Origin of the sequence: Kitasatospora sp. NPDC059408, assembly GCF_042751525.1 — a bacterium.
GTDB lineage: Bacteria > Actinomycetota > Actinomycetes > Streptomycetales > Streptomycetaceae > Kitasatospora.
In genome coordinates this window covers 1-24,747 of sequence record NZ_JBHYWI010000006.1, presented here as the reverse complement: position 1 = coordinate 24,747, position 24,747 = coordinate 1, and the positions used below count along the sequence as shown (strand labels likewise).

Below are 24,747 nucleotides of genomic sequence, written 5' to 3'. Positions count from 1 at the left end.
GCCGAACCCCCCGACCCCACACCGAACCACCGGCCGTACGCCCACAGAATTGGACCGGACCAGCCCGGGCGCCGTTGACCTGCCGGATCGGCGGTCCCTAGAGTCGAAGCAGAGTTCACCGCGAATCAGGCCGTTCGAGCCGACCCGGCCCGAAAGAAATGGCCGGGATTTCCCGCGGAAATCAGCACCGCACACGCGCCCCGAAGGGATCCGACTGCCGTGGTCATCTCCTCTTCCGCCCTGGCCGATACCGCTCGGACCATTGTGTGCGATCGAGAGCCAGGTCACGACGCGGCGCCGCAAACCCGCACCGTCACCGATCAGGCCGGCCTCAACATGGCCCAGCTCGACCGCACCCTCACCATCCGGCAGGCCAACGAGGCCTTCTTCTGGCAGTTCGGACGCTCCTCGTCCGAGCTCTGCGGCCGGACGTTCAGCGAGCTCGTCCACCCGAGCGTCCAGCAGCCGCTGCTGCGCCAGTTCTCCGGACTCATCGAGGGCCGCCGGGACCGCTTCGCCACCGACGTCATAGCGATAGGCCCGGACGAGGAGACGTTCACCGTCCCGCTCACCGCCGTCATGGTCCGCGGCGGCCTGCCCGACGAGTCGTCGATCATGGTGATGATGCCCAACCGCGACGGCGAGGCGGCCGAGTCCGAGGTCGTCGCCGGCCGCAAGAAGCTGCTCAGCGAGATCGACGCCCGGATCCTGGAGGGCATCGCGGCCGGCGTCTCCACCGTCCCGCTCGCCGCCCGGCTCTACCTCAGCCGCCAGGGCGTCGAGTACCACGTCACCTGCCTGCTGCGGAAGTTGCGCGTTCCGAACCGCGCGGCGCTCGTCTCGCGCGCCTACTCGATGGGCGCCCTCAAGGTCGGCGTCTGGCCGCCGAAGGTCGTGGAGAGCTTCGTGAAGTAGCGGCACCGCAGGAGCACCCCCCGTCAACGGCGGGGCGCAGCCGGGCAGCACCGGCCGCGCCCCGCCGTTCGCGTGTCCTCCCGTCCTCCCGTCTTCCTGTCCTGGCGTCCTGCCGTCCTGTCACCGCGCGCCTCGACGGCCGCTCAAGGCCCGCTCGAAGCCGGGTGGAGAGTAGTAGTCGCGCCGCTACGCACCGTGTTCTGATCGAGTGCGGGCCCCGGGAGCCCGGAGTGCGGGCCCCGGAGACGGGTCTAGACGCGTGGACATGCACCTGAGCCTGGTGGCCATGGTTCGTCGTCCCGGAGTGGATTTGACTGGGTGCCATGACGACGAACTCGCAGAACGCAGGCAACCGCAACAGCATCCAGACCGCCGAGGGCGCGCAGACCGCCCGGGCCGCCCAGGACGACCGCTCGATGGTCCTGGTGGTCGGCGGCACCGGGAAGACCGGCCGGCGCGTCGCGGACCGGCTGGCCGCCCGCGGCCGGACCGTCCGGATCGGCTCGCGCGCCGCCGACGTGCCGTTCGACTGGAACGACGAGACGACGTGGGAAGCGGCGCTGGAGGGCGTCGGCGCGGCCTACCTCACCTACTACCCGGACCTCGCCTTCCCGGGCGCGGTCGAGTCGGTGGGCGCCTTCGCCCGGCTCGCGGCCCGCCGGGGCGTGGCGAAGCTGGTGCTCCTGTCGGGCCGCGGCGAGGAGGCGGCCGAGGCGGGGGAGAAGGTCGTGATGGAGGCCGGCGCCCGCTGGACGGTGGTGCGCTGCGCGTGGTTCGACCAGAACTTCAGCGAGAGCTTCTTCCTCGACCCGGTGCGCGCCGGTGAGCTGGCGCTGCCGGTGGGCGACGCGGTCGAGCCGTTCGTGGACGCGGACGACATCGCGGACGTGGTGGTCGCGGCGCTCACCGAGGACGGGCACGACGGCGAGGTGTACGAGCTGACGGGCCCCCGGCTGCTCTCGTACGCGGACGTGGCGGCGGAGTTGTCGCGGGCGACGGGCCGGGAGGTGCGGTTCGTGCCGGTGTCGGTCGAGGAGTACCGGGCGGTCCTGGCGCGGGAGGGCCTGCCGGGGGACTTCGCGGAGCTGTTCTCGATGATCCTGGACGGCCGCAACGCCCACACCGCGGACGGGGTGCGCCGGGCGCTGGGCCGGGAGCCGAGGGACTTTGCCGACTTCGCCCGCGAGGCGGCGGCGGCCGGCGTGTGGGAGGTCTGAATGGGAGCCCCGAGCCCGCGCACCGGAGTGCCGGCGGCCCGCCGCCCCTCCCGCCGCCCCTCGAACTGCTTTCCGTAGCACCGCCCGTGAGAGTCCCCGCGCCCGCGGGGACCGGGTGAACCCGAAGGAAGCCCCTGATGCGCTCCGACCAGACCGCACCACCCTCCACCTTCCACGCCGCCTACGGCGCCCCCGCCGCCCCCGCCGCCGCCCGGGGCAAGGCCGCCGGGCCCGTGCTGGTGGCGGCGACCATCGCGATGGGCCTGATGGCGGGCCTGTTCTTCGCCTTCGACGTCTCGGTGATGCCGGGCCTCGCGAAGGGCGACGACCGTACCTACGTGACGGCGATGCAGAACATCAACAAGGCGATCGAGAACGGGCTGTTCGGCCTGGTCTTCGTCGGGGCCTTCGTGGCGACGGGCGTCGCCGCCTACCTCCAGCACCGGGCCGGCCGGCGCAGCGCCGCGTTCTGGGCGGCCGCCGCGACCGTCCTGTACGTGGTCGCGCTGATGGTCACGATGGGTGTCAACATCCCGCTCAACAACCAGCTGGCGGCCGCCGGCGACCCGTCCGCGATCACCGACTTCCACGGCGTGCGGGAGAAGTTCGAGGGTACCTGGGTGGCCACGAACATGCTCCGCACCCTGCTGTGCACGGCGGGCCTGGCCGCCCTCACCCGGGCGCTCGTCCTCCACGGGCGCGGCTCCCGCTGAGCGGCCCCCACCGGCTCCCCACCGTCTGACGTCACCGCCTGACGCCACTGCCCGCCCGGGTCGCACGCACCGGGCGGGCACTGCCGCGTTCACGCCCGCGCGTCCCTCAGGGCGCGCAGGGCGGCGGCCAGTTCCGTGACGGTGGGCCCGGCGGTGGTGGGGCCGTCGGCGGTGGGGTCGTCGGGGTGCAGGGTGACCGTCCAGTCCCGGGCCCGGACGGTGACGGTGACGGCGCCGCGGCGGGTGCGGAGGAAGGCGGGCAGCGTCCGCACCGCCCGTCCGAGGGCGCCGCGGCCGACGGCCAGCACCCGGAGCGCGTCGGCGGGCCGGTCCGCGCCGGCGCCGGTCTCCCCGGCCGTGCCGGTCTCCTCGACCTCCAGCCCCGGGACCCTGCGCAGGTGCTTGCGCAACGGGCGCAGCTCGCCCGGATCCGAGACCGACACCTCGGCGCGGCCCGCGCTCAGCGGCGGCACGACGCGGCCAGCACGAGAAGCAGGACCAGGACGCCGAGGACGGCCGCGCAGCCCGACGCGCCCTGCGGGTTCTTGCGGTCGGCCTCCACGGTGCCGCCGGGCGGCACGCCCGGGTGCCGTCTCGCGTAGTGGTCGATCTGCAGCTCCTCGGCCCGTGACTCCGGGAGCCAGGGCGTGCGGTAGCCGCACTCGCCGCACCAGTAGCGGTACGCCATGTCGTTTCCTCCGAGGTGCCGTTCGCCGTGTCCGTCGTCCGTCGCCGTTCTGTGCGCGGACCCTTCGAGCGTGGCGTCCGCGCAGGTCGCGGGACAGGACAAGGCACCGGCCATATGTGACCGGCCGTCACGGTAGGCTCACGGATGGACATGAGCATGCAAGACCATGGGGGTTTGCCGGAGTGACGGACGAACTCGGCACGCTGTTGCGGCGACTGCGGAAGGAGGCGGGGCTGACGCAGGAGCAGCTCGCGGAGAAGGCCGAGGTGAGCGTACGGACGATCCGTCGGCTGGAGCGCGGCGGCTCCACCGACCACCGGCTCGGGACGGTCCTCCTGATCGCGGACGCGCTGGACGCCTCGCCCGGGGACCGGCAGCGGCTGGCGGCGATCATCACCGAGGGCCCCGGTCCCGAGACACCGCCGGAAGCCCCGCCACCGCCCGCACCCCCGCCATCGCCCGCACCCCCGGCACCCCCGGCGCCCCCCGCACGCCCGGTCCCCGCCGCCCTCGCCGACGCCGTCGACGAGCTCGCCCGCGAGGTCCGCCGCCGCTGGCGCCGCGAGGAGGAGCAGCGCCGTGTCCACGACCCGTTCCCGTTGCCGGTGCGCTGGCGGCCCGCGCCCGAGGACCTGATGGACAGCCCGGAGAACGTCCAGCGCCTCGCGCCCGGCGAGCGGGCGGCCCGCCTGGACCTCGACGGCGACCTCCGCTCGGTGGCCGAGGTCTACGGGCAGATCCCCTCGGGCCGGCTCGTGGTCCTCGGCCGGGCCGGCTCCGGCAAGTCGATCCTGACGATCCGCTTCGTCCTGGACCGGCTGCGGGACCGGGCCGTCCCGTCCCGCGTGCCGGTGGTCTTCAGCCTCGGCTCCTGGGACCCGACCACCACCACGCTGCGCGACTGGCAGATCGACCTGCTCCTGCGCGACCACCCGCACCTCGTCGGCCGGGGCCCCGGCGGCGGCACGCTCGCCGCGGCGCTGATCGACGCCGACCTCGTCCTGCCCGTCCTCGACGGCTTCGACGAGATCGCCGAGGGCCTGCGCCGCGACGCCCTCGACGCGCTCAACGACACCTCCCAGCCGCTCGTCCTCACCAGCCGCCGCGCCGAGTTCGCGGAGGCGGTCGAGGCGGCGAGCACGCCCCTCGTGTGGGCCGCCGGGATCGAGCTCACCGACCTCACCCCCGCGGACCTCACCGACTACCTGCCCCGCACGGCCCGCCCGGTGACCGCGGGCCCCGGCGGGCCCGAGCCCCTCTGGGACGCCGTCCTCGCGGAGCTGCGCACCGGCCGCACGGACGGCGGCGTGCGCCTCGCCCGCGTCCTGAGCACCCCGCTGATGGTCATCCTGGCCCGGACGATGTACAGCGACGCCCCCGACCGCAGACCCGCCGAACTCCTCGACGGCGAGCGCTTCCCCACCGAGCACGCCCTGGAGGAGCACCTCCTCGCCGGCTTCGTCCCCGCCCTGTACCGCCGCCGAGCCCCCGAACGCGATCCCGTCGCCGGGCGCCCGCCGCGCACGTGGGACGCCCAGCGCGCCGAGCGCTGGCTCGGCTACCTCGCCGACCACCTCGTCCGCCACGACCGGCCCGACCTGGCGTGGTGGCAGATCGGCGGCTCGGTGCGCCGCCCGACCCGGATCCTGGCGACCGCCCTGGCCGCCGCGCTGTGCGTCACCGTGGCGGAGTGGCTGGTCGGCGTGGTCCTCGTCGTGTTCTACCGGAGCAACCCGATGGTCAAGTGGGAGCGGTTCCTCCTGGAGAGCGTCCTCGTCGGGCCCATCGCCGGCCTCGCCGTCGGCGCGGTCTACGCGGTCATGACGGTCTTCGGCGGCCTCGCCCTGGAGCCCACCTACGTCCGGCTGCGGCTGTTCGCCCGCCACCACGGCGGCGGGCCGCGCACGGTCCGGGTGTTCACCGGCCGGTTCGCCGCCATCATGCTCGGCGGTACGGTGCTCGGCGTCGGCGCCGCGCCCGCCCAGACGCTCCAGCACGCGCTGTACTTCGGCGTCCCGCTGACCGAGCGCGACGTCATCGTGGGCATGCTCATCAACATGCTCGTCTACGGGCTGATCTTCGGCTCGGCGGCCGGCTCGGTCTTCGGCCTCACGAGCATGCTCGAAGCGCCGCTGGACACCGCCTCGGCGGCCACCCCGGTCGCCCTGCTGTCCTCGAACCGGACCACCGTCAGCCGGCAGGTGCTGGTCCTCGTCCCGGCGTTCACGCTCGCGATCGCGCTCGGCGGGCGGGTGATCGTGGCCGCGCTGAGCGGCCCGCTCGGCGTGCTGAACTGGCCGCTCGCGGACGGGCTCTACATCGGGGCGATCGGCGGCATCGGCGGCACCCTCGCCTACGCGCTCGGCTTCACCGCCTGGGGGCAGTGGATCATCCTGACCCGCGTCTGGCTCCCGCTGACCGGACGCCTGCCGTGGAACGTCGCGGCCTTCCTGGACGATGCCTACCGGCGCGGCGTGCTGCGCCAGAGCGGCGCCGTCTACCAGTTCCGCCACCTGCGGCTGCAGTACCACCTCGGCCACACGTTCCGCCGGGAGCACGCCCACTACCGGCAGGCCACCTTCCCCGAGGCGGCCCGCCTGCCGTCCACCACCTCATAGCGCCGTTCAGCCACGGATCCCGGCCGCCGCGAGCCTGCGCTCCACCTCGTCCCACTCGGGCGCGACGAGCGCGGTCGGCCGGGACCCGACGCCGAGGTCCTTGAAGCCGCTGGACGTCGACACGCAGACCACCGGGCCCTCGACGTCCCCCACGGCGCGCAGCCCGGCCAGACCGGCCGCCGAGGACAGTTCCGTCCACAGCCCGGCGCGGGCCAGCTCCCGCTGGGCGGCGGCCAGTTGGGCGTCCTCCAGGGCGAGTGCCCGCCCGCCGCTGCCGCGCACCGCGAGCACCCCGCGGTAGCCGCTGACCGTGCTGACGATCGAGTACGCGTCCGTCGGCCTCCGCTCGGCGTGCGCCACCGGCAGGCCCTCCCGCACGGCCTGCGCGAGCGGCGCGGCGGCGGCCGGCTCGCAGGCGAAGATCCGCGGCACCCGGTCCGTCACACCGAGCCGCTCCAGCTCGACGAAGCCCTTCCACACGCCGTACAGCAGCTCGGCGTACCCCGTCGGCACGAAGACCGCGCCCGGCACGCCGAGGTCCCGGTGGATCTCGTACGCGATGGTCTTGTACCCCTCGGGCCCGTACGCGTGCCCGGTGTGCGTCGTGGTGAGGTTGCTGACGGGGTGCAGGCCCAGCCGCTCGACGACCTGCCGCATCAGCGGCCACCGCGCCTCCCACGGCACCGGCAGCACCACCGCGCCGTACGCGTTGAGGAACGAGTCGACGGCGGGCGGCAGGCTCGGGCCCGTGAACACCACGCACGGCAGCCCCGCCCGCGCGGCGTACGCGGCGGCGGAGGCGCCGTGGTTGCCGGAGGACGCGACGACGATCCCGGGCGCTCCGGCGGCCACCGCGGCGCTCGTCGTGCAGCGGTTCAGCCGGTCCTTGTGGCTCCAGGTGGGGTTGCGCGACTCGTCCTTGACGTACACCCCCGGCTCCAGCTCCACCAGCGGCGTGCCGCCCTCGCCGAGGCCCGGCGCGAGCAGCGGCGGCAGCAGCGGCGCCCAGCGGTCCAGCCCCGCCCGCCCGGCCGGCCCCCCGTACCGCGCCGAGGGGCCGAACAGCGCCTCGACGTCCACCTTGTCGTAGGCGTAGTCGACCTCGGCCGGGTACGACACCTCCGGCGTGCTCGTCTCCGGACAGCCCTCCGTGAGCGGCGGCAGCAGCGGATAGCCGACCGCCGGATCGCCAAGGGAGCGCTGACCGGTGGCGAGGGAGGCAGGGTAAGCGTCAAGGACCATGGGCCGACCTTACGACGGCCGTCGGCGCGCTGTCCGAAGAACCGTCAGAAGATCGAGCAGCCCGACAGCGTCGTCATCGCGTCCAGCGCGGCCACCGCCGCCACCGAGTTGCCCGCCTGGTCCAGCCGGGGGCCCCACGCGCAGACCGCCGCCCGCCCGGGCAGTATCGCCAGGATGCCCCCGCCCACGCCGCTCTTGCCCGGCAGGCCGACCCGGAACGCGAACTCGCCCGCCGCGTCGTACGTCCCGCACGTCACCAGCACCGCGTTGACGCGCTTCGCCTCGCTGCGCGACATCATCCGCGAGCCGTCCGCCCGCACGCCGTACCGGGCCAGGACGGACCCCGCGAGCACGAGGTCCCGGCAGCTGGCCGCGATCGCGCAGTGCGCGTAGTAGTGGCGCAGGACGTCCTCGACCGGGTTCTCCAGGTTGCCGTGGCTCGCGATGAAGTGCGCCAGCGCGGCGTTGCGGTGGCCGTGCTCGGCCTCCGACTCCGCCACCACCGGGTCGGTGTCCAGCAGCGGGTTGCCCGCCTCGCGGCGCAGGAACTCCCGCACCGCCCCGGACGCGTCGCCGGTCAGGCTCTGCAGCCGGTCGGTGACCACGAGCGCGCCCGCGTTGATGAACGGGTTGCGCGGGATCCCGTGCTCCGTCTCCAGCTGCACCAGCGAGTTGAACGGGTTGCCGGACGGCTCGCGCCCCACCCCGCGCCACAGCCCGTCCCCGCCGTACGACAGGGCCAGCAGCAGGCTGAACAGCTTCGAGACGCTCTGGATCGAGAACGGGCTCTCCCAGTCCCCGACGCCGAACAGCTCCCCGTCCACCGTCGCGACCGCCATCCCGAACGCCTCCGGATCGGCCGCCGCCAGCGCCGGGATGTAGTCCGCGACCTGCCCCTGACCCGTCGTCGCCCGCGCGGCGATCTCCGCCGCCTCCAGCAGCCCCCGATAGTCCAGGCTCTCCCCGACGGGCACACCGTTCACCGCTGTTCCTCCACATACACGCGTTTCGGCCCCGATTATCCCTGCCCGCCGTCCCCGCCGGGGGACCCGCCCCGGCACCGGGGCCCCCGGCGCGCCCTGGTAGCGTCGACGGGCCGGCCGCGGGACTCCGGTGCGACTTCCGGAACGTGCCTTTACCGCAATGATTCGCAGTTCGCGCCCCCATTCCCCGGCCGGCACCTGCCCGCCCCCATCGCCGGAAGGCCCGGAAGGCCATGGACGCGTACGCCGACCTGATCGCCGCAGACGACGTGCTGCTGTTCGTCAACGCCGCCATCACCGCCACCGGCCAGCGCGAGTTCCACGCCACCGCCGACCAGCAGCAGCTCTCGCTCGGCTTCCTCCACGCGTACGTGCGCGTCAACTACCGCGAGCCCTACGCGGCCGCGCTCGCCCTCGACATCAACGACCACAACGCCGCGCTCATCATCCGCCACCTGCTGGAGACCACCCGCGACGCCACCCCCGAGCAGCGCCGCGCCGAAGGCCGGCTCATCGCCCGCCGCCTCGCCCTCCTGCCCCCGCAGCGCGTCTACCGGCTCATCGCCGAACTGCGCCGCCGCAAGGTCAACAACCGCCGCACCCGCGCCATCCTCCGCGACTGGCTCGCCGCCCGCCCCGACCAGGCCCTCGACGCCGTCAAGTACCGCGCCGGCCTCAAGCGCGCCCTGCGCCACACCCACCTGCGCCCCGGCCACGACGAGGTCGGCGCCTTCCTCTTCGCCCCCGCCGCCGCCCGGGCCCCCTACCGCACGCCGCTCCTCGACGCCTGGCGCCGCGCCCACTACGAGCAGGGCGCCCTCTACGAACTGCCCTACACCGTCGCCGAGGGCTTCGCCCACCGCCACGGCATCCCGCGCGGCGCGTTCCTCGACCGCATCGCCCCCCGGATGACCGCCCTCGAACGGCTGCGCCTCCAGGAGTCCGCCCGCGGCCGGGGCGCCACCGTCGGCACCGACCTCGCCCGCATGCCGCTCACCCGTCTCGCGACCTACGTCCTCGCCCTGCCGGCCGAGGACCGCACGGCCCGCCGCGCCGAACTCACCGCCGCCCTGCGGACCGCCGCCCGCCGCGCCGCCGGAGCGCAGGCCGGCACGTGGGGGCGGGTCGCGGCCGTCCTGGACGACTCCTTCTCGGCGTACGGCTCGGGCGTCAAGCGCCGCCGCCCGCTGGCCGTCGCCCTCGCCTGCCACTTCCTCCTGGACGCCCTCGCCGCCGACTACACCGCCCACTGGACCAGCGGCCGCACCGACGCCCTCCTCGCCCACCCGCACGGACCCACCCCGCTCGGCCGCCGCATCCTCGACGCCCTCGACGCCGCCCCCGAACCCCCGCAGCGCCTCGTGATCGTCTCCGACGGCTGGGACAACGCCCCGCCCGGCCTCGCCGCCGAGGTCCTGCGCGTCTGGCGCACCCGCCTCGACCCCGAGCGGCGCACCGGCATCGTCCACCTCAACCCCGTCTTCGACGCCGACGGCTTCGACGTGCGCCGCCTGGCCCCGACCGTCCCCACCGCCGGACTGCGCGACGCCGAGGACCTGCCCGCCCTCGTCGAGTTCGCGCGCTTCGCCGAGGGCCGCACCGACCTCGCCGAACTCACCGCCCACCTCGCGGCGTGCACCGCCCGCTTCCTCGCGGCCGGGGAGGCCCGATGACGACCACCGCCTTCCGGATCGACCCGGCCGGCCTCGACACCCGGCCCGCCCAGGTGTGGGGCGGCGTGCGGCTCGTCCCGCTCGTGCGCGACGAGCCGATCGCCGACCTGCGCCTGCACCAGGAGCTGTACGACCGCGAGTACGCCTCCATCGCCGTCGGCCGGCGCACCGCCTACACCTCCTACATCCCCCACGGCTTCGTCGCCGACTGGACCCGCGACGGCACGCCCGCCGCCGCGTACGGCACCCAGCTCACCGGCCCCGGCGGCGACACCGCCCCCGAACGTCTCCGGCTGCAGCCGCCCCGCCGCATGGCCAAGCGCGAGAGCCGCACCCGGCTGCGCTTCCTGCCCCTGCACCTCGCCCTGGAGGGCTACCTGGCCCTGCACTTCGGCGGGCCCACCATCGCGTGGGAGCAGTGGTCCCAGCAGGCCCTGCGGCGCGGCCTGTCACCGCGTGCCGAGGAGGCCTACAGCGGCGACCAGGTGCGCGGACTCGCCGACGCCCTGCGGGTGTTCGAGATCCACCCCGGCCAGTGCGGCGTCGCCGTGTACGTCGCCGACGCCCTCGCCGCCGCGTTCGTGCTGCCGCACCCGGACGACTACCGCGCCCTGCACCGCAGCCTCCTCCTCGACCTGTACGGCGAACTCGTCCACCACTACGCCACCTACGCCGCCCCCGTCCCGGACTTCCGGGCCGACCTGAGCACGACCTCCGTCCGCTCCCTCGCCGACCTGCGCACCGCCGTCGACGAGCAGGAGCGCGCCTGGTCCCGCTTCCACACCACGACCATGGCCGACGGCCTCCTGGACGCCGACTACCGGGCGCAGACCGTCTACCGGATGTCCCGCTTCACCCTCTCCCGCTTCCTCCCCGACTTCCGCCCCAAGCAGGAGAACCACATCGGCGAGGCCGTCACCGACGACACCGGCCGCCTCGCCTACCTCAAGACCTTCCGCCTCTCCGAGGCCCAGGTCCGCCGGGGCCACCTCCTGACCCGTCTGGCCGCCCACGACTGGCACCTCGCGGACACCGCCGCCGCCCTGGGCCTCACCACGCCCCAACTCGCCCTGCGCCTCGAAGGCGCGGGCTTCGGCCACCTGCTCCGGCAGGACATCCTCGACCACTACCGCAAGCAGGCCCGGCAGGCCGGTTAGTGGCTGGAGGGCGCTCCTCCCGGCCTCCTCGCCCCGTCCGTGACCCGACCGCCGTTCCCCGGACGACCGCCGGATAGGGTGCGGCCATGGTTGATTCCGCATCACACGCCGTCACTGCCAAGGCCGTCGCGCGCCGCCTCCTCGGGGAACTCGGCGCCGCAGGGCTGACCCTGGAGGCCGTCGCCGCCGCAGCCGGGCCGGCCCTCGCGGACGTCCAGGCGGTGTACCCGCACCGGGACGACCTGCTCACCGCGCTGATCCTCGACGCCTACAACGCCTCCGGCGCCGCGATGGAGGACGCCGACCGCGCCGCCCGGGACGCCGGGGAATCCGCGGGCGCGAGGCTCCTCGCCGTGACGCGCGCACTGCGCGGCTGGTCCTTCGCCCACCCCGAGGAGTTCACCCTCGTCTACGGCTCGCCCGTCCCCGGCTACCACGCCCCGCAGGAGACCGTCCCGGCCGCGTCGCGCACCCCCGCCGTGCTGGCGGCGATCGTGCGCGAGGCCCTGGAGGCCGGCGAACTGACCCCGCCCGCACGGAAGGTCCCCGGCCCGCCGCTGCTGCGCCCGGAGGCGGTGGAGCTCTTCGGCGGCGCGCCGGGGGAGCCGTTCTCCGACGTCGTCGAGCGCGGCATCGTCCTGTGGAGCGGCCTGATCGGCCTGCTGGTGTTCCAGGTGTTCAGCCGCACCCACGACAGCGTCCGGGACGAGGCCGCGTTCTTCGACTACGCCGTCGCCGTCGCGGCCGAGGGCGTCGGCCTCGTGGTGCCGCTCTGACCAAGCCCTGCCTAGCGTTCGTCCCGCCGGGCCAGGACGGGCTTGACGTCCAGGAGCGGCGTGCCGTCGACGGCTTCGAGACCGCTCACGCGGATCCGCAGGCCGTCGACGGCGAGGATGGTGACGCGGTGCAGGCCGATCGGGTTGGGCCGGTCGGGGGAGCGGGTGGCGAAGACGCCGGTCTCCGGCCGGGAGCGCTCCCCGCGCGGGCGGACGGCGAGCACCTCGCGGTCCGCCCGGTCGAGCCAGGTGAGCAGCAGGACCTCCTGCCCGACCGCCAGGTCGGCGAGGGCGCGTTCCACCGCGGGGTCGAACGCCGGCCAGGCCTCCGGCCCGCCCTCGTCGCCCTGCCGGGGCGCGTCGGAGCGGTCCAGCAGCGGTGATTCCACCCGGCCGATCGCCCGTACCTCGAAGTGCCCGTCCGCCATCGCTCGCTCCCCGCTCGGTGGTTGTCGCTCCCGGTCCGTCCGATCCCTCCGATGATGCCGTGCGCGGCGCTCAGGCGCGCAGGAACGCCTCCAGGGCGCTCGCGAAGGCCACCGGGATCTCGTACATCGGGTAGTGGCCGGAGTTGGGCAGGGCCTCCAGCTCGGCCTGCGGGTAGTGGGTGAGCCAGGTGCCGCGCATCGCCTCGGCGGTGAGGGCGAGGTCGTGCTCGCCGACGAACACCTTGACCGGCAGCGGGCTGCCCGCGACCTTGGCCGCGAAGTCCTGGGTGGTCCAGTCGGCGAGGTAGGCGGCGAAGGCCTCCGGCCGGGAGCCGGCCACCGAGCGGGCCGTCATCGCGTCGAGCCAGCGGGGGTTGGCCCGCTGCCCGGTGACGAGGTCGAGGATCGCCCGCCGGTTGGCCGGGTTCTGCGCGGCGCCGTGGAAGAGGTCGTACGCGTCGCCCTCCAGCGGGTAGGCGCTCGCGGGCACGGGCGTCACGCCGACCAGCTTGCGCACCCGGCCGGGCGCCTCGGCGAGGATGCGCTGCGCGGCCTTGCCGCCCATCGAGTGGCCGACGACGGAGAAGGTGTCCCACCCGAGCCGGTCGGCCAGCGCGAACGCGTCCGAGGCGATCTCGGCGAGCGTGAACTCGCCCTCCACGTCCAGCCGTTCGCCGTAGCCCCGGTAGTCGAGGAAGGCGTAGCCGAAGGCCTCCGGGTCGAGGTAGTCGAGGAACGGGCCCCAGGCGGCGCTGGTGCCGAACCAGTCGTGCAGGACCAGGACCTTGTGCTCGCCGGTGCCGAGGGCGCGGTGGGCGATCGTCATGCGGACTCCTGTCGGGTGGGGTGGCGCGTGATGGCGGGCCGTTACCTTCCCAGCCCGGGCCGAAGTACTCCTGGGCTCCGCCGGGCCCTCCGGAGCGCCCTTCGCCGTGGGCCGTGCCGGTGCCCCGGCGGCGGCTTCGGCCTCGGGCTCCGGGCCGGACTCGACGGCTGCGGGGCCGGCCTCGCCCGGGGCCGACGGGGCCGCGCGGCTTCGCGTGGAGGCACTCGTTCGGTGGTCACGGCTTTTGCCCTCCCGGTGGGCGCCCGCAAGGTGGAGGCAGGAAGACCGTCCCCGAGGAGCGACAGGCGGAGAGCCATGCCGATCTACCAGACCGCGCGCTACCGAGTGAACGCCGAGGCCGTCGACCGGGTCCTGGCGGCGATCGAGGAGTTCGTCGGCTACGTCGCGGCGCACGAGCCCGACACGTGGATGTACACGGCCTGGCAGCAGAAGGACGACCCGACGCGCTTCGTCCACCTCTTCACCTTCGCCGACGAGGCCGCCCACCGGGCGCACGGCGAATCGGAGGCGGTGCGCCGGTTCCAGGCGGCCTACGCGCCGGAACTCTCCGAGGGGCCCGTGGTGTTCACCGACTACCGGCTGGTCGCCACCAACGCGGGCCGACGGGCGAGCGCGCCCTGACCTTCGGCGCCCTGACCTTCAGCGCCCGACCGGCCGGGGTCAGAGCGAGTGGGCCACCGGGTGGCGGGGCTGGTAGAGGCCGACCTCCCCGCCGCCGGGCAGGCGCAGGGCGGTCTTCAGCCCCCAGCCGACGGAGGTGACCGGCTCGGTGAACTCCACCCCGCGCGCGGTGAGTTCGCGGACGGTGGCGTCGATGTCGTCGCACATCAGGAACAGCTCGTGCGAGGGCGAGCCGCCCGGGTGGACGGCGATCTCGGCCGGGGGCAGCTTGAAGACCAGCCACCCGCCGCCCGCGTCGACGTGCGGCCAGCCCAGCACGTCGCGCAGGAAGACGCGGTCGGCCTCCGCGTCACGGCTGTGGATGATCAGGTGGGCACCGTTGATCATGTACTCACGGTAACCGGTGTCGGCCCTCACTGCCTCCGCAGGTCGCCGGAGAAGCCCGCGACGACCAGGTGCAGGCTGCCGTCCGCGTTGCGGGTGTACACCTGGTCGTAGGGCCAGGCGACGCACCCGCTGCCCGGGCTTATCGGCGCCGTGCGCAGGACGACGCGGTCGGCGGCGGCCGACGTGAGGCTCGCGGTGGCGTCGCAGGACGGTGTGCCGGCGCCGGTGTTGTTGGTGATCTCGGCGACGGGCTCGCCCTTCTGGCCCTGCCGGATGGTGATCTTGAAGTCCGCCTCCGCGCGGATCGCGGGGCTGCCGAGCCGGCCCGCCCAGGTGCCCAGGAAGTCCGCGGGTATCGCGCCCGCAGGCGTCGGGGCCGGTGTCGGCGTCGGGCTCGGTGCCGGGGCTGTGGTGGTCACCGCGACGGCCGTCGTGGGCCGACCGGCCGAGGAGGTGCTGCTGCCGCTCGCCGTGGTGCCGTCGGGTCGGTTCCAGAGGTACACGCCGGTGCCCAGCAGCGCGGTCGTCAGGACGGCGGCGACGGCCACGCCGATGCGCCCGAGGCCCCGGCCGGGGGGTTGCCGGTACGGCGGCGGGTAGGGCGAGGGAGGGGTGGCGGCCAGGGGCTGGGGCGGGGCCTGGGGCGGAGGCGGGCCGAACCGCCCGGTCGGGGGTGCGAAGGCCGGCGGTGTGGGCGCCACGGTCGGGGGCGGCGGAGCAGGGGCCGCGGCGGCTCCGTCCAGGTCCAGCAGCTCGACCGCCAGCCCCGCGAGCGACCCGGCGACCGCCGGCGGCAGCCACGTTCTCCGGTTCAGGCGCTCGGCCGCCCCGGGGTCGTCGGCGGCCAGCCACGCCCCCAGCCGCTCCGGGGACGGCCGGTCCGCGGGGTCCTTCGCGAGGCAGGCCGCCACGATCGCGCACAGCCGCGGGTCCACCGCGTCCAGCGGCCCGAGGTCGGGGTCCTCGTGCAGCACCCGGTAGATCATGACGTGCGCGCTCACCCCCGAGCCGAACGGCGCCTCGCCCGTCGCCGCGTACGCGAGCACCGCGCCGAGCGAGAACACGTCCGACGCGGGCCCGGCCTTGGCGCCCCCGGCCTGCTCGGGCGAGAGGAAGCCGGGGGAGCCGACGACGAACCCGGACTGCGTGAGCGCCGTCGCGTCCAGGGCCCGGGCGATCCCGAAGTCGATCAGCCGCGGCCCGTCCAGCGCCAGCAGCACGTTCGACGGCTTGACGTCCCGGTGCACGAGCCCGCGCCCGTGCACGGCCGCCAGCGCCTCGGCCAGCCCGGCCCCGAGCGAGCGGACGGCCGGGGCGGGCAGCGGCCCGAAGTCCCGCACCGCCGCGCTCAGCGCGGGCCCGGCCACGTACCCGGTGGCCACCCACGGCCGCTCGCCCTCGGTGTCCGCGTCCAGCACCGGCGCCGTCCACCTCCCGCCCACCAGGCGGGCCGCGGCCACCTCCTGCCGGAACCGCACCCGGAACTCCGGGTCCGCCGCGAACTGCGCGTGCACCGTCTTGACGGCCACCGTCCGCCCGCCGGCCGTCCGGCCCAGGTAGACCAGGCCCATCCCACCCGCACCCAGGCGGCGCAACAGCCGGTACTCGCCCACCTGCCGCGGATCCCCGGGCCCCAGTGCCTCCACGCCGCCGCTCCCCTCGCCGCCCCCGCCCACCGTCACGTCACGCCAGACGGTACCGGTGCACCACCCGGTTGCGGGCCGGAGCTCCGAACATCCGCTCCAGTGAGCGGACTTACGCGTTCCCGTCCAGCACGAGCGCCCACGCCAGGCAGCCCAGCGACGCCGTGCACAGCACCGCCCGCAGCACGTTGAACCGGGCCCAGCGCTCCTCGAACACGCGTCGCACGGCCGCCGGGTCAGCGATCCGCGCCGGCGAACCGGCCTTCTCCAGCTGGTCGTTGAGAGGGATGTTCACCGCCCGGGTCACACCGATGTTCCCCACGTACAGCACCAGCGCCGCGATTGTGGCGGGCAGCGCGTCGTGCCCCTCCTCGGGCAGGTGCAGTGCGACGGCCGCGGCGCCGAACAGCAGCGCGCCGACGTAGCCGAGCACGAACCAGCCGTTCAGGATCGCGACGTTGACCTTCTGCATCACGTCGATGAACGTGCGGTCGTCGACCCGCCGCAGCGCGGGCATCACGGAGCACGCGTAGGCGTAGAACAGGCCCGCGGTCAGCCCGCAGGTGATCGTCGCCGCCACGAGCACGAGTGTGCGCGACAGTTCCATCTCGAAGGGCCCCTCACTGTGTGTCTCGGAGTCCCGGCGTCCCGATCCCTCGGTGCCCGCTGACTCGGTCCGTCCCCGTGCGCGTCGATCATCGGGCACGAACGGGTGCCGGGGCCACCCCGGCCGCTCAAGACGCCCTCAAATGACAATCCGTCAAATCATGCTCCCGCATCTACACTTGGCGGCCATGGACACGCTGACCGGACTCCTGGACGGCCCCAAGGCGCGCGGGGCGTTCCTGCTGCGCTCGATCCTCACCCCGCCGTGGTCGCTGCGCATCGAGGACCGCGCGCCGCTCTCCGTGGTCACCATGGTCCGCGGCGACGCGTGGATCCTGCCCGAACGCGGCACCCCGCTGCTCCTGCACCCCGGCGACGTCGCCATCGTGCGCGGCCCCGAGCCCTACACCGTCGCCGACGACCCCGACACGCCCGTCGACGTGATCGTCGGCCCCGGCCAGCAGTGCTCGCGCGGCGGCGTCGACGTCTCGGAGACCATGGCCCTCGGCGTCCGCACCTGGGGCCACGGCAACGAGCGCGACGACGCGTCCTCCGTCGTCCTCTCCGGCACCTACCAGGCCGAGCACGAGATCGGCCAGCGCCTCCTCGCCTGCCTGCCCGCCCTGCTCGTCCGCCCGGCCGGCACCGCCGCCGACGACACGCTGATCCACCTCCTCGCCGCCGAGATAGGGCGCAACGAGCCCGGCCAGGAACTCGTCCTGGACCGCATCCTCGACCTCCTCGTCGTCTCCGTCCTGCGCGCCTGGCTCGCCGCGCCCGACTCCGGCGCCCCCGCCTGGTACCGCGCCCAGCACGACCCCGTCGTCGGGCCCGTGCTGCGCCTCATGCACGACGACCCGGCCACCCCCTGGACCGTCGCCGACCTCGCCCAGCAGGTCGGCGTCTCCCGGGCCGGCCTCGCCCGCCGCTTCACCGCCCTGGTCGGCGAGCCCCCGATGGCCTACCTGGCCGGCTGGCGCCTCGCCGTCGCCGCCGACCTCCTGCGCGAGCCCGAGTGCACTGTCGCCTTCGCGGCCCGCAAGGTCGGCTACAGCAACGCCTTCGCCCTCTCCGCGGCCTTCAAGCGCGTGCGCGGCGTCAGCCCCCAGGAACACCGGCGCCTCGCCTCCACGGGCACCCCGAACCCCACGCCGGGCTTCTCCGGCCCCGCCGAGACGGTCGTCCTGGCCGGCTGACGGCATCTTCACTCCTGGTGACCGTACGGTCGCCGAAAGAGATCTTCGCGCATCCTCGAAAAATCCTGGCGAGGGATGTCGAGAACGCGCGCCCGGCTCCGTCCCCGGGGTGGAAGCGACCACAATGGGTCGCACCGCACCGAGGAGAGACACCATGGCCAAGTACCTGCTGCTGAAGCACTACCGAGGCGCCCCGGCTCCGGTCAACTGCGTCCCGATGGACCAGTGGACGCCGGAGGAGATCTCGGACCACATCCGCTTCATGCACGACTTCGCCGCCCGGCTGGAGAAGACCGGCGAGTTCGTCGACGCCCAGGGCCTCGCCCCCGAGGGCATGTGGGTCCGCTACGACGGCGAGGGGCGCCCGGCGGTCACCGACGGCCCGTTCCCCGAGACCAAGGACCTCATCGCCGGCTGGATGATCATCGACGTGGACAGCCGCGAGCGCGCCGTCGAACTCGCCGGCGAGCTGTCCGCCGCCCCCGGCGCCGGCGGCAGGCCGATCCACGAGTGGCTGGAGGTCCGCGAGGTCATGGCCGCGCCGCCCACCATCACCGAGTAGCCTGCCGGGACGTGACCACCCCCATGGACGAAGCACTGCTCAGGAGCCTCACCCCGGGCGTGCTCGGCGCCCTCGTCCGCCGCGGAGCCGACTTCGCGGCGGCCGAGGACGCCGTCCAGGACGCCCTCGTCGAGGCCCTCCGGGTCTGGCCGGCCGACCCCCCGCGCGACCCGAAGGGCTGGCTGGTCACCGCCGCCTGGCGCAAGTTCCTCGACGCGACCCGGGCGGACGCCGCCCGCCGCCGCCGTGAGGACCGCGTCGACGAGGAGCCGCCGCCCGGGCCCGCGCCCGCGGCGGACGACACGCTCCAGCTCTACTTCCTGTGCGCCCACCCGTCGTTGACGCCCGCCTCCGCGGCCGCCCTCACCCTGCGCGCCGTCGGCGGCCTGACCACCCGCCAGATCGCCCGGGCCTACCTCGTCCCCGAGGCGACCATGGCCCAGCGGATCAGCCGCGCCAAGCGCACCGTCGCCGGCGTGCGCCTCGACCGGCCCGGCGACGTCGCCACCGTGCTGCGCGTCCTCTACCTGGTCTTCAACGAGGGCTACTCCGGCGACGTCGACCTCGCCGCCGAGGCCGTCCGGCTCACCCGGCAGCTCGCCGCCGTGATCGACCACCCCGAGGTGGCCGGACTGCTCGCCCTCATGCTGCTCCACCACGCCCGCCGCGCCTCCCGGACGGCGCCCGACGGCGGCCTCGTACCGCTCGCCGAGCAGGACCGCGCCCGGTGGGACACCGGCCTGATCGCCGAGGGCGTCGGGATCCTCCAGGCGGCGCTCGCCCGGGACCGGCTGGGCGAGTTCCAGGCCCAGGCCGCCATCGCGGCGCTCCACGCGGACGCGCGGACCGTCGAGGAGACCGACTGGGTGCAGATCGTCGAGTGGTACGACGAGTTGGCGCGCCTGACCGACAGCCCGGTCGTCCGCCTCAACCGCGCGGTCGCCGTGGGCGAGGCCGACGGCGCCCGCGCCGGGCTGGCGGCCCTCGCGGCGCTGGACGACTCCCTGCCCCGGCACACGGCGGCGTCCGCGTACCTCCACGAGCGCGACGGCGACCTGGCGACGGCGGCCCGGCTGTACGCCGAGGCCGCGCACAAGGCGCCCAACCTGGCGGAGCGCGACTACCTGACGCGGCAGGCGGCGCGGCTCAACGCCCGCCTGCGGGGGTGAGCCGCCCCCGGCCGCAGGATCGAGCCTTCGTCGGTAATTCGGTTGACCTCGTGGTACGGGAACGATCCACTGTGGCACGGGACATCACGCGTCGTGAGTCCGGCAGCCAGGGGAGGCAGCAGCACCGATGGAGATCCGTTCCACGAGCCAGGACGACCACGGCGTCTTCCTCGACACGCTCTTCGCCGCGTTCGGACGCTTCCCGGAGACCCCGGCCGAGGACGGCAGCGGGGTCTGGTGGTCGGCCCTGGAGCTGGACCGCGGCGTGCTCGCCGAGACCTCGGACGGCCGTCCCGTCGGCACCGCCATCGCGTACTCCTTCGAACTCACCCTGCCCGGTGGGATCGTCGTCCCGGCCCCCGGGGTGTCGGGCGTCGGCGTCCTGCCCTCGCACCGCCGCCAGGGCGTGCTCACCGCGATGATGCGGCACCAACTCGACGACTTCCGGGCCCGGGGCGAGTTCCTCTCCGTCCTGCTGGCCTCCGAGGCGGGCATCTACGGCCGGTTCGGCTACGGCCCGGCGACGTACACGGGCCGCCTGACGGTGCCGCGTCACCGGGGCGCGTTCGCCGCGCCCCGGGCCGGCGCCGCCGCGCCGGCGGGCTCGGTCGAACTGCTGCGGCGCGCCGAGTGCGGCGCCATCCTGGAGGACGTCTACGACCGGTACCGCCGCGCCCAGCCCGGCGCCGTGTCCCGGCCGCCCCACTGGTGGGCCCGGGGCGCCGGTCACGCGCCGACCGCCCGGACGCCGCGCTACGTCGCCGTCCACCGCGGCGCCGACGGCGTGCCGGACGGGTACGCCAGCTACTCGATGGGCGACCCCGACATCCTCACGGTCGACGAGATCATCGCCACCGACGACGCGGCCTTCACCGCCCTCGCCCGCTACCTGCTCGGCCACGACCTCGTCAGCCAGGTCGTGTTCAAGCACGTCCCGCCGGACCACCCGCTGCGCTGGCAGCTCGCGGACTTCAACGCCGGCCAGGTGGCCAACCACTCCGAGTGGCTGTGGGTGCGGCTGCTCGACGTCCCGCGCGCGCTCACCTCGCGCGGCTGGTTCGCCGACGGCGAGCTCGTCCTCGACGTCGACGACCCGTTCCTCGGCGAGCGCGCCCGCCACCTGCTCACCGTCCGCGACGGCAAGGCCGACTGCGTCCCGACGGACCGCGAACCCGACCTGTCCCTGGACATCCGCGACCTGGGCGCCGTCTACCTCGGCGGCACCGCCCCGAGCACGCTCGTCCGCGCCGGACACGTCCGGGCGCACCACCCGGGCGCGGCCGCCCTCGCCGACGCCCTCTTCCGCGCCGAGCGCCAGCCACACTGCCTGCACTGGTTCTGACCTGCGGGCGGGGCGCGATCAGTGGGCCGGTGCGGGCCAGTTCGCCGGCAGTGAGTAGTGCCAACCCGCCCGCCAGGCGGGCGGGTTGGCGAGGACCTCCACCAGCGGCACTCCGGTCAGGAGGTGGTCCAGGGCCCACCGGTTCGCCGAGTGCGCGATGAGCAGCACCCGGCGGCCGTCCCAGCGGGCGGCGAGGTCGTGGAGCAGGGCGTCGGTGGCCGCGACGACCTGCCGGTAGCTCTGCCCGCCGGGGAACGGCTCGTCGACGTGCCGGAGCCGCCGGGCGGCGACGAGGGAGGCCGGCGCGCCGTTGAGCTCGCCGTAGTCGCACTCGCGGAGCCGCACGTCCTGGTGCAGCGGCGGCACGCCGTCCGGGAACGCGATCCGGCCGGTCTCGACGGCCCGGTGCAGGTCGGAGGTGAACACGGCCGCGAACCCGCCGTCGCGCCGCCGCGCGCCCAGCTCCGCCGCCTGCCGCCGGCCTGCTTCCGACAGGCGGCCCGGGAGGTGGCCGGTGGCGATCCCGGCCTCGTTGTCCGTGGTGGTGGAATGGGTCTCGTAGACGAGCTCGACCGCCATCGAGGACTACCCGTTGCCGGCCGGCTTCGCCCCGCCGCCCTTGACCGGCCGGGTGTGGATCTTCGAGATGCAGGCCGGCAGCGCGGCACCGTCCTCGTGCTCGCGCGCCCGGTACGCGCTCGGGGTCTCGCCGACCAGCTCGGTGAACCGCGAACTGAACGACCCCAGGGACGTACAGCCCACCTCCATGCAGACCTCCGTCACCGTGAGGTCGCCACGCCGCAGCAGGGCCTTCGCCCGCTCGATCCGCCGGGTCATGAGGTAGCTGTACGGCGTCTCCCCGTACGCTGTACGGAAGCTTCGTGAGAAGTGGCCCGCAGACATGAGGGCGGTGCGCGCCAGCGCCGTGACGTCCAGCGGCTGCGCGTAGTCGCGGTCCATCATGTCCCGGGCCCTGCGGAGCCGGACGAGGTCGTCGAGCGGCACACGGGACGCGTTACCGGCGGCTCTGCTCATCGATGACGTCTCCCCGCTCGGGCCACTGCGTTACGACCGAGGGTACCCGCCGACGCGGGCGATGAGGGCGGAGATGTGGTGAGTGAGCCGCTCCGGGCTCTCCAGCGGCAGGTTGTGGCCGCTGCCCGGGATCGTGTCCAGCTGCGTGTCCGGCAGCGCGCGGGCGAGGTGATGGCTGTGGTTCGGGTTGACGATCTTGTCCTGAGTGCCGGTGAGGACCGTGGTGGGCGCGGTGATGGCGGCCAGCTGCGGTCGCAGGTCCATGTCGTGCGTGGCACCGAAGTAGGCGGCCCGGACGGCGGGCGGGGTGTTCGCGAACAGCTGCCGGTTCTGCTCGCGCGTCGCGAGGGTCGCGGTCGGCGCGAGCGTCTTGCCGAGCAACTGCCGCCCGAGCCACGGCACTCGCAGCGCCCGCGTGAACAGCTGACTGCCCATCATCCGGATCTCCCCGGCCGGGGTCACCTGATCGTGCGAGGCCGTCGACGCGAGGAGCAGGGCCGCCAGCCGCCGCGGAGCCGCGTCCGGCGTCGCGGCGTGGAGGTGCGCCGCGTAGGCGAGGGCCGCGTAACCGCCGCCGGAGTGGCCGGCCACGACGACGGGCCGGTCGGGGGACAGCGTGTCGACGACCGTCGCGAGGTCCTGCCCGAGCCGGGCGATGCTCAGCGGCTGCTCCCCGGCGGTGGACGCCGCGTGCCCCCGCTGGTCGTAGGCGGCCACGGTGTGCCCGGCGGCGGCGAGCTGCCGGGCGACGGCGTGCCAGACCGTCCGGGAGGCGGCCCACCCGTGCACCAGCACCACCAACGGGCTGTCCGGGACGGGGGTTTCGGGCCGGTGGAGCGTGACGGCGAGCCGGGCGCCGTCGTCGGTGGTGATGGTGCGGTCGGTGGTGGTGATCATGCCTTCGTCCCCTTGCCCTTGGTGGTGTCTTGGTGGGTGCCTCGGTGGATGTCGCGGTGGGTGTCGCGGTGGGTGTCTCACCCAGTGCCTCGCCCGGTGTTTCGCCCGGTGTCTCGCCCGGTGTCGATGGTGGGTACGGGCATCGGCCTTCCGGGGGTAGGCCGTTCCGGTGCCGTCAGAGGATGTGCTGGCCGGGGGTGAGGGTGTGTCGGGGGTCGTGGCGCTGCTTGGCGGTGGTGAGGGTGGTCCAGCGGGCGCCGTAGTGGCGCTGCCAGTCGGTGGTGGTCATGTTGGGGATGGCGCCGACGAGGTAGCGCTTGGCGCCCAGGCGCACGGCGGCGTCGTAGAGGTCGCGGTTGCGCCGGAGCGCGGCGGTGGGGTCCGTGCCCGGGGCGGGGAAGGTGAGGAAGTCGAAGAGATACGTGGTGGGGTGATCGGGGGTCATGGCGAGGGGCCGGGTGATCTTGCCGGTGGGGAAGGGGTAGAAGAGGAGGAGCCCGGCGCCGAGGTCGGCGGGGGTGACCTTGGTGAGGGCGTAGCGGGCGAACTCCTGGGCCCGGTCGGCGGGGAGGAACATGCTCAGCCAGGGCTTGGGGGCGTTCCAGTAGCCGAGGCTCTTGAGGTTGGCGGCGAAGGCGTCGACGCGGAACGTGTAATCGCGGTAGGTGGTATCGGTGATCTGGGTGTCGCCGGGCACGGGTGTGAGGCCGGCGAGCAGGGGTGCGGCGTCGGGGGGTGTGGTGCCGTTGTAGTGGGCGACGGCCTCGATCTTGTAACGGGCGTTGGGCGTGGGGTTGGCGGGGGATCGGGGCAGGAGGATCTCGCCGACCTGGCCGTCGAATCGCCCGTCGGCCATGATGCGCTCCTGGTCGGCGCAGTAGGCGGCGATGTCGTCGTAGAAGAGCAGGAACACGCGCGCGTTCTCCGGTGCCTTGGTGAGGGCGACGGTGGCCCGGGTGATGATGCCGACCTGGCCGGCACCGGCGAGGGCGGCCGCGAACAGACCGCGGTTGCGGGTGGCCGAGGCGGTGAGGGTGCGGCCGGTGCCCGTGACGATCTCGATCTCGCTGACCGTGTCGGCCTGCAGGCCGTGCTTCTGGACGGCGTTGCCGATGCCGCCGACGCTGATCGTGCCGCCGATGGAGAGGTGGAGGTAGTCGGTGAGGCACGGCGGGGTGAGGCCCTGCGCGAGGGCGGCGTTGGTGAGCTGGGCCCAGGTGACGCCGGGGTCGACAACGGCGTGGGTGGGGGTGATCGCGTGGATGGTGTCCAGTGAGCGGGCGTCGATCGCGATGCCGCCGGGGACGGCCGCCTGGCCGTAGTTGGAGTGGGACTCGTACTCGCCGTCGGTGCCGCCCTGCCCGTTCATGGCGACGGTGAGGCCGGTCTTGTTGGCGTAGTCGATGATGGCCGCGATGTCGCGGGTGGATCGGGGCCGCAGCACGGCGCGGGGGGTGTTGTGCGTCAGACGCCCGAAGTCGTCCGAGAAGGCGGCGAGCGTGGCGGCATCGGTGGTGAGCGTGCCGTCGAGCGCCGGCACGGGGACGACGTCGGCGACCGCGTCCGTGGAAGTGGTGGCCCAGGCGCGCGTTGCGGTGTTCCAGCCGATGACGGCGGAGGCCGCGCCGGCGATCAGCGTCCGTCGGGACAGGCCGGGTGTGTGCATGTCGGTGGTCTCATTCCGGTGATGGTTTGTGGGTGTGCTCTTCGGTTGTTTGTGTGTGGGTTAGTTGTGGGTGGTGTGGGTGGTGGTTTGGTAGTTGGTGTGGTCGAAGTGGTTGGTTTGTTTGTGGTAGGTGTGGGTGTAGGTGGGCCAGATGGTGGGGTTGTTGCCGTGGGTGTCGTGGTACCAGCTGTGGCAGTTGCCGGTGTTCCAGACGGTGTTTTTGAGTTTGTTTTGGAGTTGGGTGTTGTAGTGGGTTTGGGCTTGGTGGCGAGGGTGGAGGCTGGTGATGTTGTGGGTGGTGGTGGTTTTGAGGGCTTGGATGATGTAGGTGATTTGGGCTTCGATGATGACGGTTTGGGAGGAGTG

The 24,747-nt window shown here is 74.2% G+C and carries 25 protein-coding genes and 1 pseudogene; 12 read left to right on the top strand and 14 right to left on the bottom strand.

Annotation, left to right across the window (positions count from 1 at the left end):
• The first annotated feature begins 261 nt into the window (after positions 1–261).
• The 3 genes from ACFXDE_RS06640 to ACFXDE_RS06630 all read left to right on the top strand — a co-directional run bounded on the left by ACFXDE_RS06640 (position 262) and on the right by ACFXDE_RS06630 (position 2,845).
• Positions 262–915, top strand: coding sequence for a LuxR C-terminal-related transcriptional regulator (locus ACFXDE_RS06640; protein WP_380491591.1), 654 nt, complete (start codon positions 262–264; stop codon positions 913–915).
• 323 nt (positions 916–1,238) lie between these two features.
• Positions 1,239–2,132 carry an NmrA family transcriptional regulator gene (locus ACFXDE_RS06635; RefSeq protein WP_380491499.1) on the top strand — a complete coding sequence of 298 codons (894 nt, stop codon included), beginning with the start codon at positions 1,239–1,241 and terminating at the stop codon, positions 2,130–2,132.
• Positions 2,133–2,269: 137 nt separating this feature from the next.
• Positions 2,270–2,845 carry a DUF1772 domain-containing protein gene (locus tag ACFXDE_RS06630; protein ID WP_380491497.1) on the top strand — a complete coding sequence of 192 codons (576 nt, stop codon included), beginning with the start codon at positions 2,270–2,272 and terminating at the stop codon, positions 2,843–2,845.
• An 89-nt stretch (positions 2,846–2,934) separates the two neighbouring features.
• Here ACFXDE_RS06630 and ACFXDE_RS06625 read toward each other — a convergent pair whose 3' ends face one another.
• Both ACFXDE_RS06625 and ACFXDE_RS06620 read right to left on the bottom strand, forming a co-directional pair.
• Positions 2,935–3,318 carry a hypothetical protein gene (locus ACFXDE_RS06625; RefSeq protein ID WP_380491495.1) on the bottom strand — a complete coding sequence of 128 codons (384 nt, stop codon included), beginning with the start codon at positions 3,316–3,318 and terminating at the stop codon, positions 2,935–2,937.
• Positions 3,306–3,533, bottom strand: a complete 228-nt coding sequence (locus ACFXDE_RS06620) for a hypothetical protein (protein ID WP_380447170.1) — start codon at positions 3,531–3,533, stop codon at positions 3,306–3,308. The genes ACFXDE_RS06625 and ACFXDE_RS06620 overlap by 13 nt, the downstream gene beginning before the upstream one ends.
• Positions 3,534–3,715: 182 nt before the next feature.
• On the opposite strand from ACFXDE_RS06620, the gene ACFXDE_RS06615 reads away from it, so the two are divergent.
• Positions 3,716–6,151, top strand: coding sequence for a helix-turn-helix domain-containing protein (locus tag ACFXDE_RS06615; RefSeq protein ID WP_380491493.1), 2,436 nt, complete (start codon positions 3,716–3,718; stop codon positions 6,149–6,151).
• A gap of 6 nt (positions 6,152–6,157) precedes the next feature.
• Here the strand turns inward: ACFXDE_RS06615 and ACFXDE_RS06610 are convergent, their stop codons facing one another.
• Positions 6,158–7,393 (bottom strand): pyridoxal-phosphate dependent enzyme, encoded by a 1,236-nt coding sequence (locus ACFXDE_RS06610; protein ID WP_380491491.1) that lies wholly within the window; start codon positions 7,391–7,393, stop codon positions 6,158–6,160.
• 44 nt (positions 7,394–7,437) lie between these two features.
• Positions 7,438–8,349, bottom strand: a complete 912-nt coding sequence (locus tag ACFXDE_RS06605) for a glutaminase (protein WP_380491589.1) — start codon at positions 8,347–8,349, stop codon at positions 7,438–7,440.
• A 260-nt stretch (positions 8,350–8,609) separates the two neighbouring features.
• Here ACFXDE_RS06605 and ACFXDE_RS06600 point away from each other — a divergent pair, with 260 nt between their 5' ends.
• From ACFXDE_RS06600 to ACFXDE_RS06590, 3 genes are all read left to right on the top strand, one after another.
• Complete coding sequence (locus tag ACFXDE_RS06600; RefSeq protein WP_380491489.1) at positions 8,610–10,049, top strand: hypothetical protein; 1,440 nt, start codon at positions 8,610–8,612, stop codon at positions 10,047–10,049.
• Positions 10,046–11,206 (top strand): hypothetical protein, encoded by a 1,161-nt coding sequence (locus tag ACFXDE_RS06595; RefSeq protein ID WP_380491487.1) that lies wholly within the window; start codon positions 10,046–10,048, stop codon positions 11,204–11,206. Before ACFXDE_RS06600 ends, ACFXDE_RS06595 begins: the two co-directional genes overlap by 4 nt.
• 86 nt (positions 11,207–11,292) lie before the next feature.
• Positions 11,293–11,982, top strand: a complete 690-nt coding sequence (locus ACFXDE_RS06590) for a TetR-like C-terminal domain-containing protein (protein ID WP_380491485.1) — start codon at positions 11,293–11,295, stop codon at positions 11,980–11,982.
• 11 nt (positions 11,983–11,993) lie between these two features.
• Here the strand turns inward: ACFXDE_RS06590 and tsaA are convergent, their stop codons facing one another.
• Positions 11,994–12,410: a tRNA (N6-threonylcarbamoyladenosine(37)-N6)-methyltransferase TrmO gene (gene tsaA / locus ACFXDE_RS06585; RefSeq protein WP_380491483.1), complete on the bottom strand. Its 417-nt coding sequence runs from the start codon at positions 12,408–12,410 to the stop codon at positions 11,994–11,996.
• 70 nt (positions 12,411–12,480) lie between these two features.
• Positions 12,481–13,236, bottom strand: a complete 756-nt coding sequence (locus ACFXDE_RS06580; RefSeq protein WP_380491481.1) for an alpha/beta fold hydrolase — start codon at positions 13,234–13,236, stop codon at positions 12,481–12,483.
• A gap of 315 nt (positions 13,237–13,551) precedes the next feature.
• Between ACFXDE_RS06580 and ACFXDE_RS06575 the strand changes: the two genes are divergently transcribed.
• A complete protein-coding gene (locus tag ACFXDE_RS06575; protein ID WP_380447154.1) occupies positions 13,552–13,878 on the top strand; it encodes a putative quinol monooxygenase in 327 nt (108 codons plus the stop codon).
• A gap of 39 nt (positions 13,879–13,917) precedes the next feature.
• Here ACFXDE_RS06575 and ACFXDE_RS06570 read toward each other — a convergent pair whose 3' ends face one another.
• The 3 genes from ACFXDE_RS06570 to ACFXDE_RS06560 all read right to left on the bottom strand — a co-directional run bounded on the left by ACFXDE_RS06570 (position 13,918) and on the right by ACFXDE_RS06560 (position 16,515).
• On the bottom strand, positions 13,918–14,265 hold the full coding sequence (locus ACFXDE_RS06570; RefSeq protein ID WP_380491479.1) for a VOC family protein: 348 nt from the start codon (positions 14,263–14,265) through the stop codon (positions 13,918–13,920).
• A gap of 26 nt (positions 14,266–14,291) precedes the next feature.
• Positions 14,292–15,911 (bottom strand): serine/threonine-protein kinase, encoded by a 1,620-nt coding sequence (locus ACFXDE_RS06565; RefSeq protein ID WP_380491477.1) that lies wholly within the window; start codon positions 15,909–15,911, stop codon positions 14,292–14,294.
• A 109-nt stretch (positions 15,912–16,020) separates the two neighbouring features.
• A complete protein-coding gene (locus ACFXDE_RS06560) occupies positions 16,021–16,515 on the bottom strand; it encodes a DUF1772 domain-containing protein (protein WP_380447148.1) in 495 nt (164 codons plus the stop codon).
• Between the two features lie 187 nt (positions 16,516–16,702).
• Between ACFXDE_RS06560 and ACFXDE_RS06555 the strand changes: the two genes are divergently transcribed.
• From ACFXDE_RS06555 to ACFXDE_RS06540, 4 genes are all read left to right on the top strand, one after another.
• The gene (locus ACFXDE_RS06555; protein ID WP_380447146.1) at positions 16,703–17,710 is read left to right on the top strand and encodes an AraC family transcriptional regulator; all 1,008 of its coding nucleotides are present in this window, start codon (positions 16,703–16,705) and stop codon (positions 17,708–17,710) included.
• A 154-nt stretch (positions 17,711–17,864) separates the two neighbouring features.
• Positions 17,865–18,272 (top strand): YciI family protein, encoded by a 408-nt coding sequence (locus ACFXDE_RS06550; protein WP_359974921.1) that lies wholly within the window; start codon positions 17,865–17,867, stop codon positions 18,270–18,272.
• 23 nt (positions 18,273–18,295) lie between these two features.
• Positions 18,296–19,441: an RNA polymerase sigma factor gene (locus ACFXDE_RS06545; RefSeq protein ID WP_380491587.1), complete on the top strand. Its 1,146-nt coding sequence runs from the start codon at positions 18,296–18,298 to the stop codon at positions 19,439–19,441.
• 127 nt (positions 19,442–19,568) lie between these two features.
• Entirely contained in the window at positions 19,569–20,783 is a 1,215-nt protein-coding gene (locus ACFXDE_RS06540; protein WP_380491474.1) for a GNAT family N-acetyltransferase, read from the top strand.
• An 18-nt stretch (positions 20,784–20,801) separates the two neighbouring features.
• On the opposite strand, the gene ACFXDE_RS06535 is transcribed toward ACFXDE_RS06540, so the two are convergent.
• The 5 genes and pseudogenes from ACFXDE_RS06535 to ACFXDE_RS06515 all read right to left on the bottom strand — a co-directional run.
• Positions 20,802–21,362, bottom strand: a complete 561-nt coding sequence (locus ACFXDE_RS06535) for a histidine phosphatase family protein (protein ID WP_380447140.1) — start codon at positions 21,360–21,362, stop codon at positions 20,802–20,804.
• Positions 21,363–21,368: 6 nt separating this feature from the next.
• Positions 21,369–21,818, bottom strand: coding sequence for a helix-turn-helix transcriptional regulator (locus ACFXDE_RS06530; RefSeq protein WP_380447138.1), 450 nt, complete (start codon positions 21,816–21,818; stop codon positions 21,369–21,371).
• A gap of 30 nt (positions 21,819–21,848) precedes the next feature.
• The gene (locus ACFXDE_RS06525) at positions 21,849–22,715 is read right to left on the bottom strand and encodes an alpha/beta fold hydrolase (RefSeq protein ID WP_380491471.1); all 867 of its coding nucleotides are present in this window, start codon (positions 22,713–22,715) and stop codon (positions 21,849–21,851) included.
• A 175-nt stretch (positions 22,716–22,890) separates the two neighbouring features.
• Positions 22,891–24,381: an FAD-binding protein gene (locus ACFXDE_RS06520; protein WP_380491469.1), complete on the bottom strand. Its 1,491-nt coding sequence runs from the start codon at positions 24,379–24,381 to the stop codon at positions 22,891–22,893.
• A 60-nt stretch (positions 24,382–24,441) separates the two neighbouring features.
• Positions 24,442–24,747 (bottom strand): annotated as a pseudogene (locus ACFXDE_RS06515) (4-hydroxyacetophenone monooxygenase); the annotation flags it as partial.

Coding starts and splice junctions, on each gene's coding strand:
- ACFXDE_RS06590 (WP_380491485.1), top strand. CDS start 11,293: ATGGTTGATTCCGCATCACACGCCGTCACTGCCAAGGCCGTCGCGCGC.
- ACFXDE_RS06635 (WP_380491499.1), top strand. CDS start 1,239: ATGACGACGAACTCGCAGAACGCAGGCAACCGCAACAGCATCCAGACC.
- ACFXDE_RS06595 (WP_380491487.1), top strand. CDS start 10,046: ATGACGACCACCGCCTTCCGGATCGACCCGGCCGGCCTCGACACCCGG.
- ACFXDE_RS06545 (WP_380491587.1), top strand. CDS start 18,296: ATGGACGAAGCACTGCTCAGGAGCCTCACCCCGGGCGTGCTCGGCGCC.
- ACFXDE_RS06630 (WP_380491497.1), top strand. CDS start 2,270: ATGCGCTCCGACCAGACCGCACCACCCTCCACCTTCCACGCCGCCTAC.
- ACFXDE_RS06600 (WP_380491489.1), top strand. CDS start 8,610: ATGGACGCGTACGCCGACCTGATCGCCGCAGACGACGTGCTGCTGTTC.
- ACFXDE_RS06610 (WP_380491491.1), bottom strand. CDS start 7,393: ATGGTCCTTGACGCTTACCCTGCCTCCCTCGCCACCGGTCAGCGCTCC.
- ACFXDE_RS06530 (WP_380447138.1), bottom strand. CDS start 21,818: ATGAGCAGAGCCGCCGGTAACGCGTCCCGTGTGCCGCTCGACGACCTC.
- ACFXDE_RS06535 (WP_380447140.1), bottom strand. CDS start 21,362: ATGGCGGTCGAGCTCGTCTACGAGACCCATTCCACCACCACGGACAAC.
- ACFXDE_RS06540 (WP_380491474.1), top strand. CDS start 19,569: ATGGAGATCCGTTCCACGAGCCAGGACGACCACGGCGTCTTCCTCGAC.
- ACFXDE_RS06560 (WP_380447148.1), bottom strand. CDS start 16,515: ATGGAACTGTCGCGCACACTCGTGCTCGTGGCGGCGACGATCACCTGC.
- ACFXDE_RS06580 (WP_380491481.1), bottom strand. CDS start 13,236: ATGACGATCGCCCACCGCGCCCTCGGCACCGGCGAGCACAAGGTCCTG.
- ACFXDE_RS06520 (WP_380491469.1), bottom strand. CDS start 24,381: ATGCACACACCCGGCCTGTCCCGACGGACGCTGATCGCCGGCGCGGCC.
- ACFXDE_RS06575 (WP_380447154.1), top strand. CDS start 13,552: ATGCCGATCTACCAGACCGCGCGCTACCGAGTGAACGCCGAGGCCGTC.
- ACFXDE_RS06570 (WP_380491479.1), bottom strand. CDS start 14,265: ATGATCAACGGTGCCCACCTGATCATCCACAGCCGTGACGCGGAGGCC.
- ACFXDE_RS06555 (WP_380447146.1), top strand. CDS start 16,703: ATGGACACGCTGACCGGACTCCTGGACGGCCCCAAGGCGCGCGGGGCG.
- ACFXDE_RS06525 (WP_380491471.1), bottom strand. CDS start 22,715: ATGATCACCACCACCGACCGCACCATCACCACCGACGACGGCGCCCGG.
- ACFXDE_RS06550 (WP_359974921.1), top strand. CDS start 17,865: ATGGCCAAGTACCTGCTGCTGAAGCACTACCGAGGCGCCCCGGCTCCG.
- ACFXDE_RS06620 (WP_380447170.1), bottom strand. CDS start 3,533: ATGGCGTACCGCTACTGGTGCGGCGAGTGCGGCTACCGCACGCCCTGG.
- tsaA (WP_380491483.1), bottom strand. CDS start 12,410: ATGGCGGACGGGCACTTCGAGGTACGGGCGATCGGCCGGGTGGAATCA.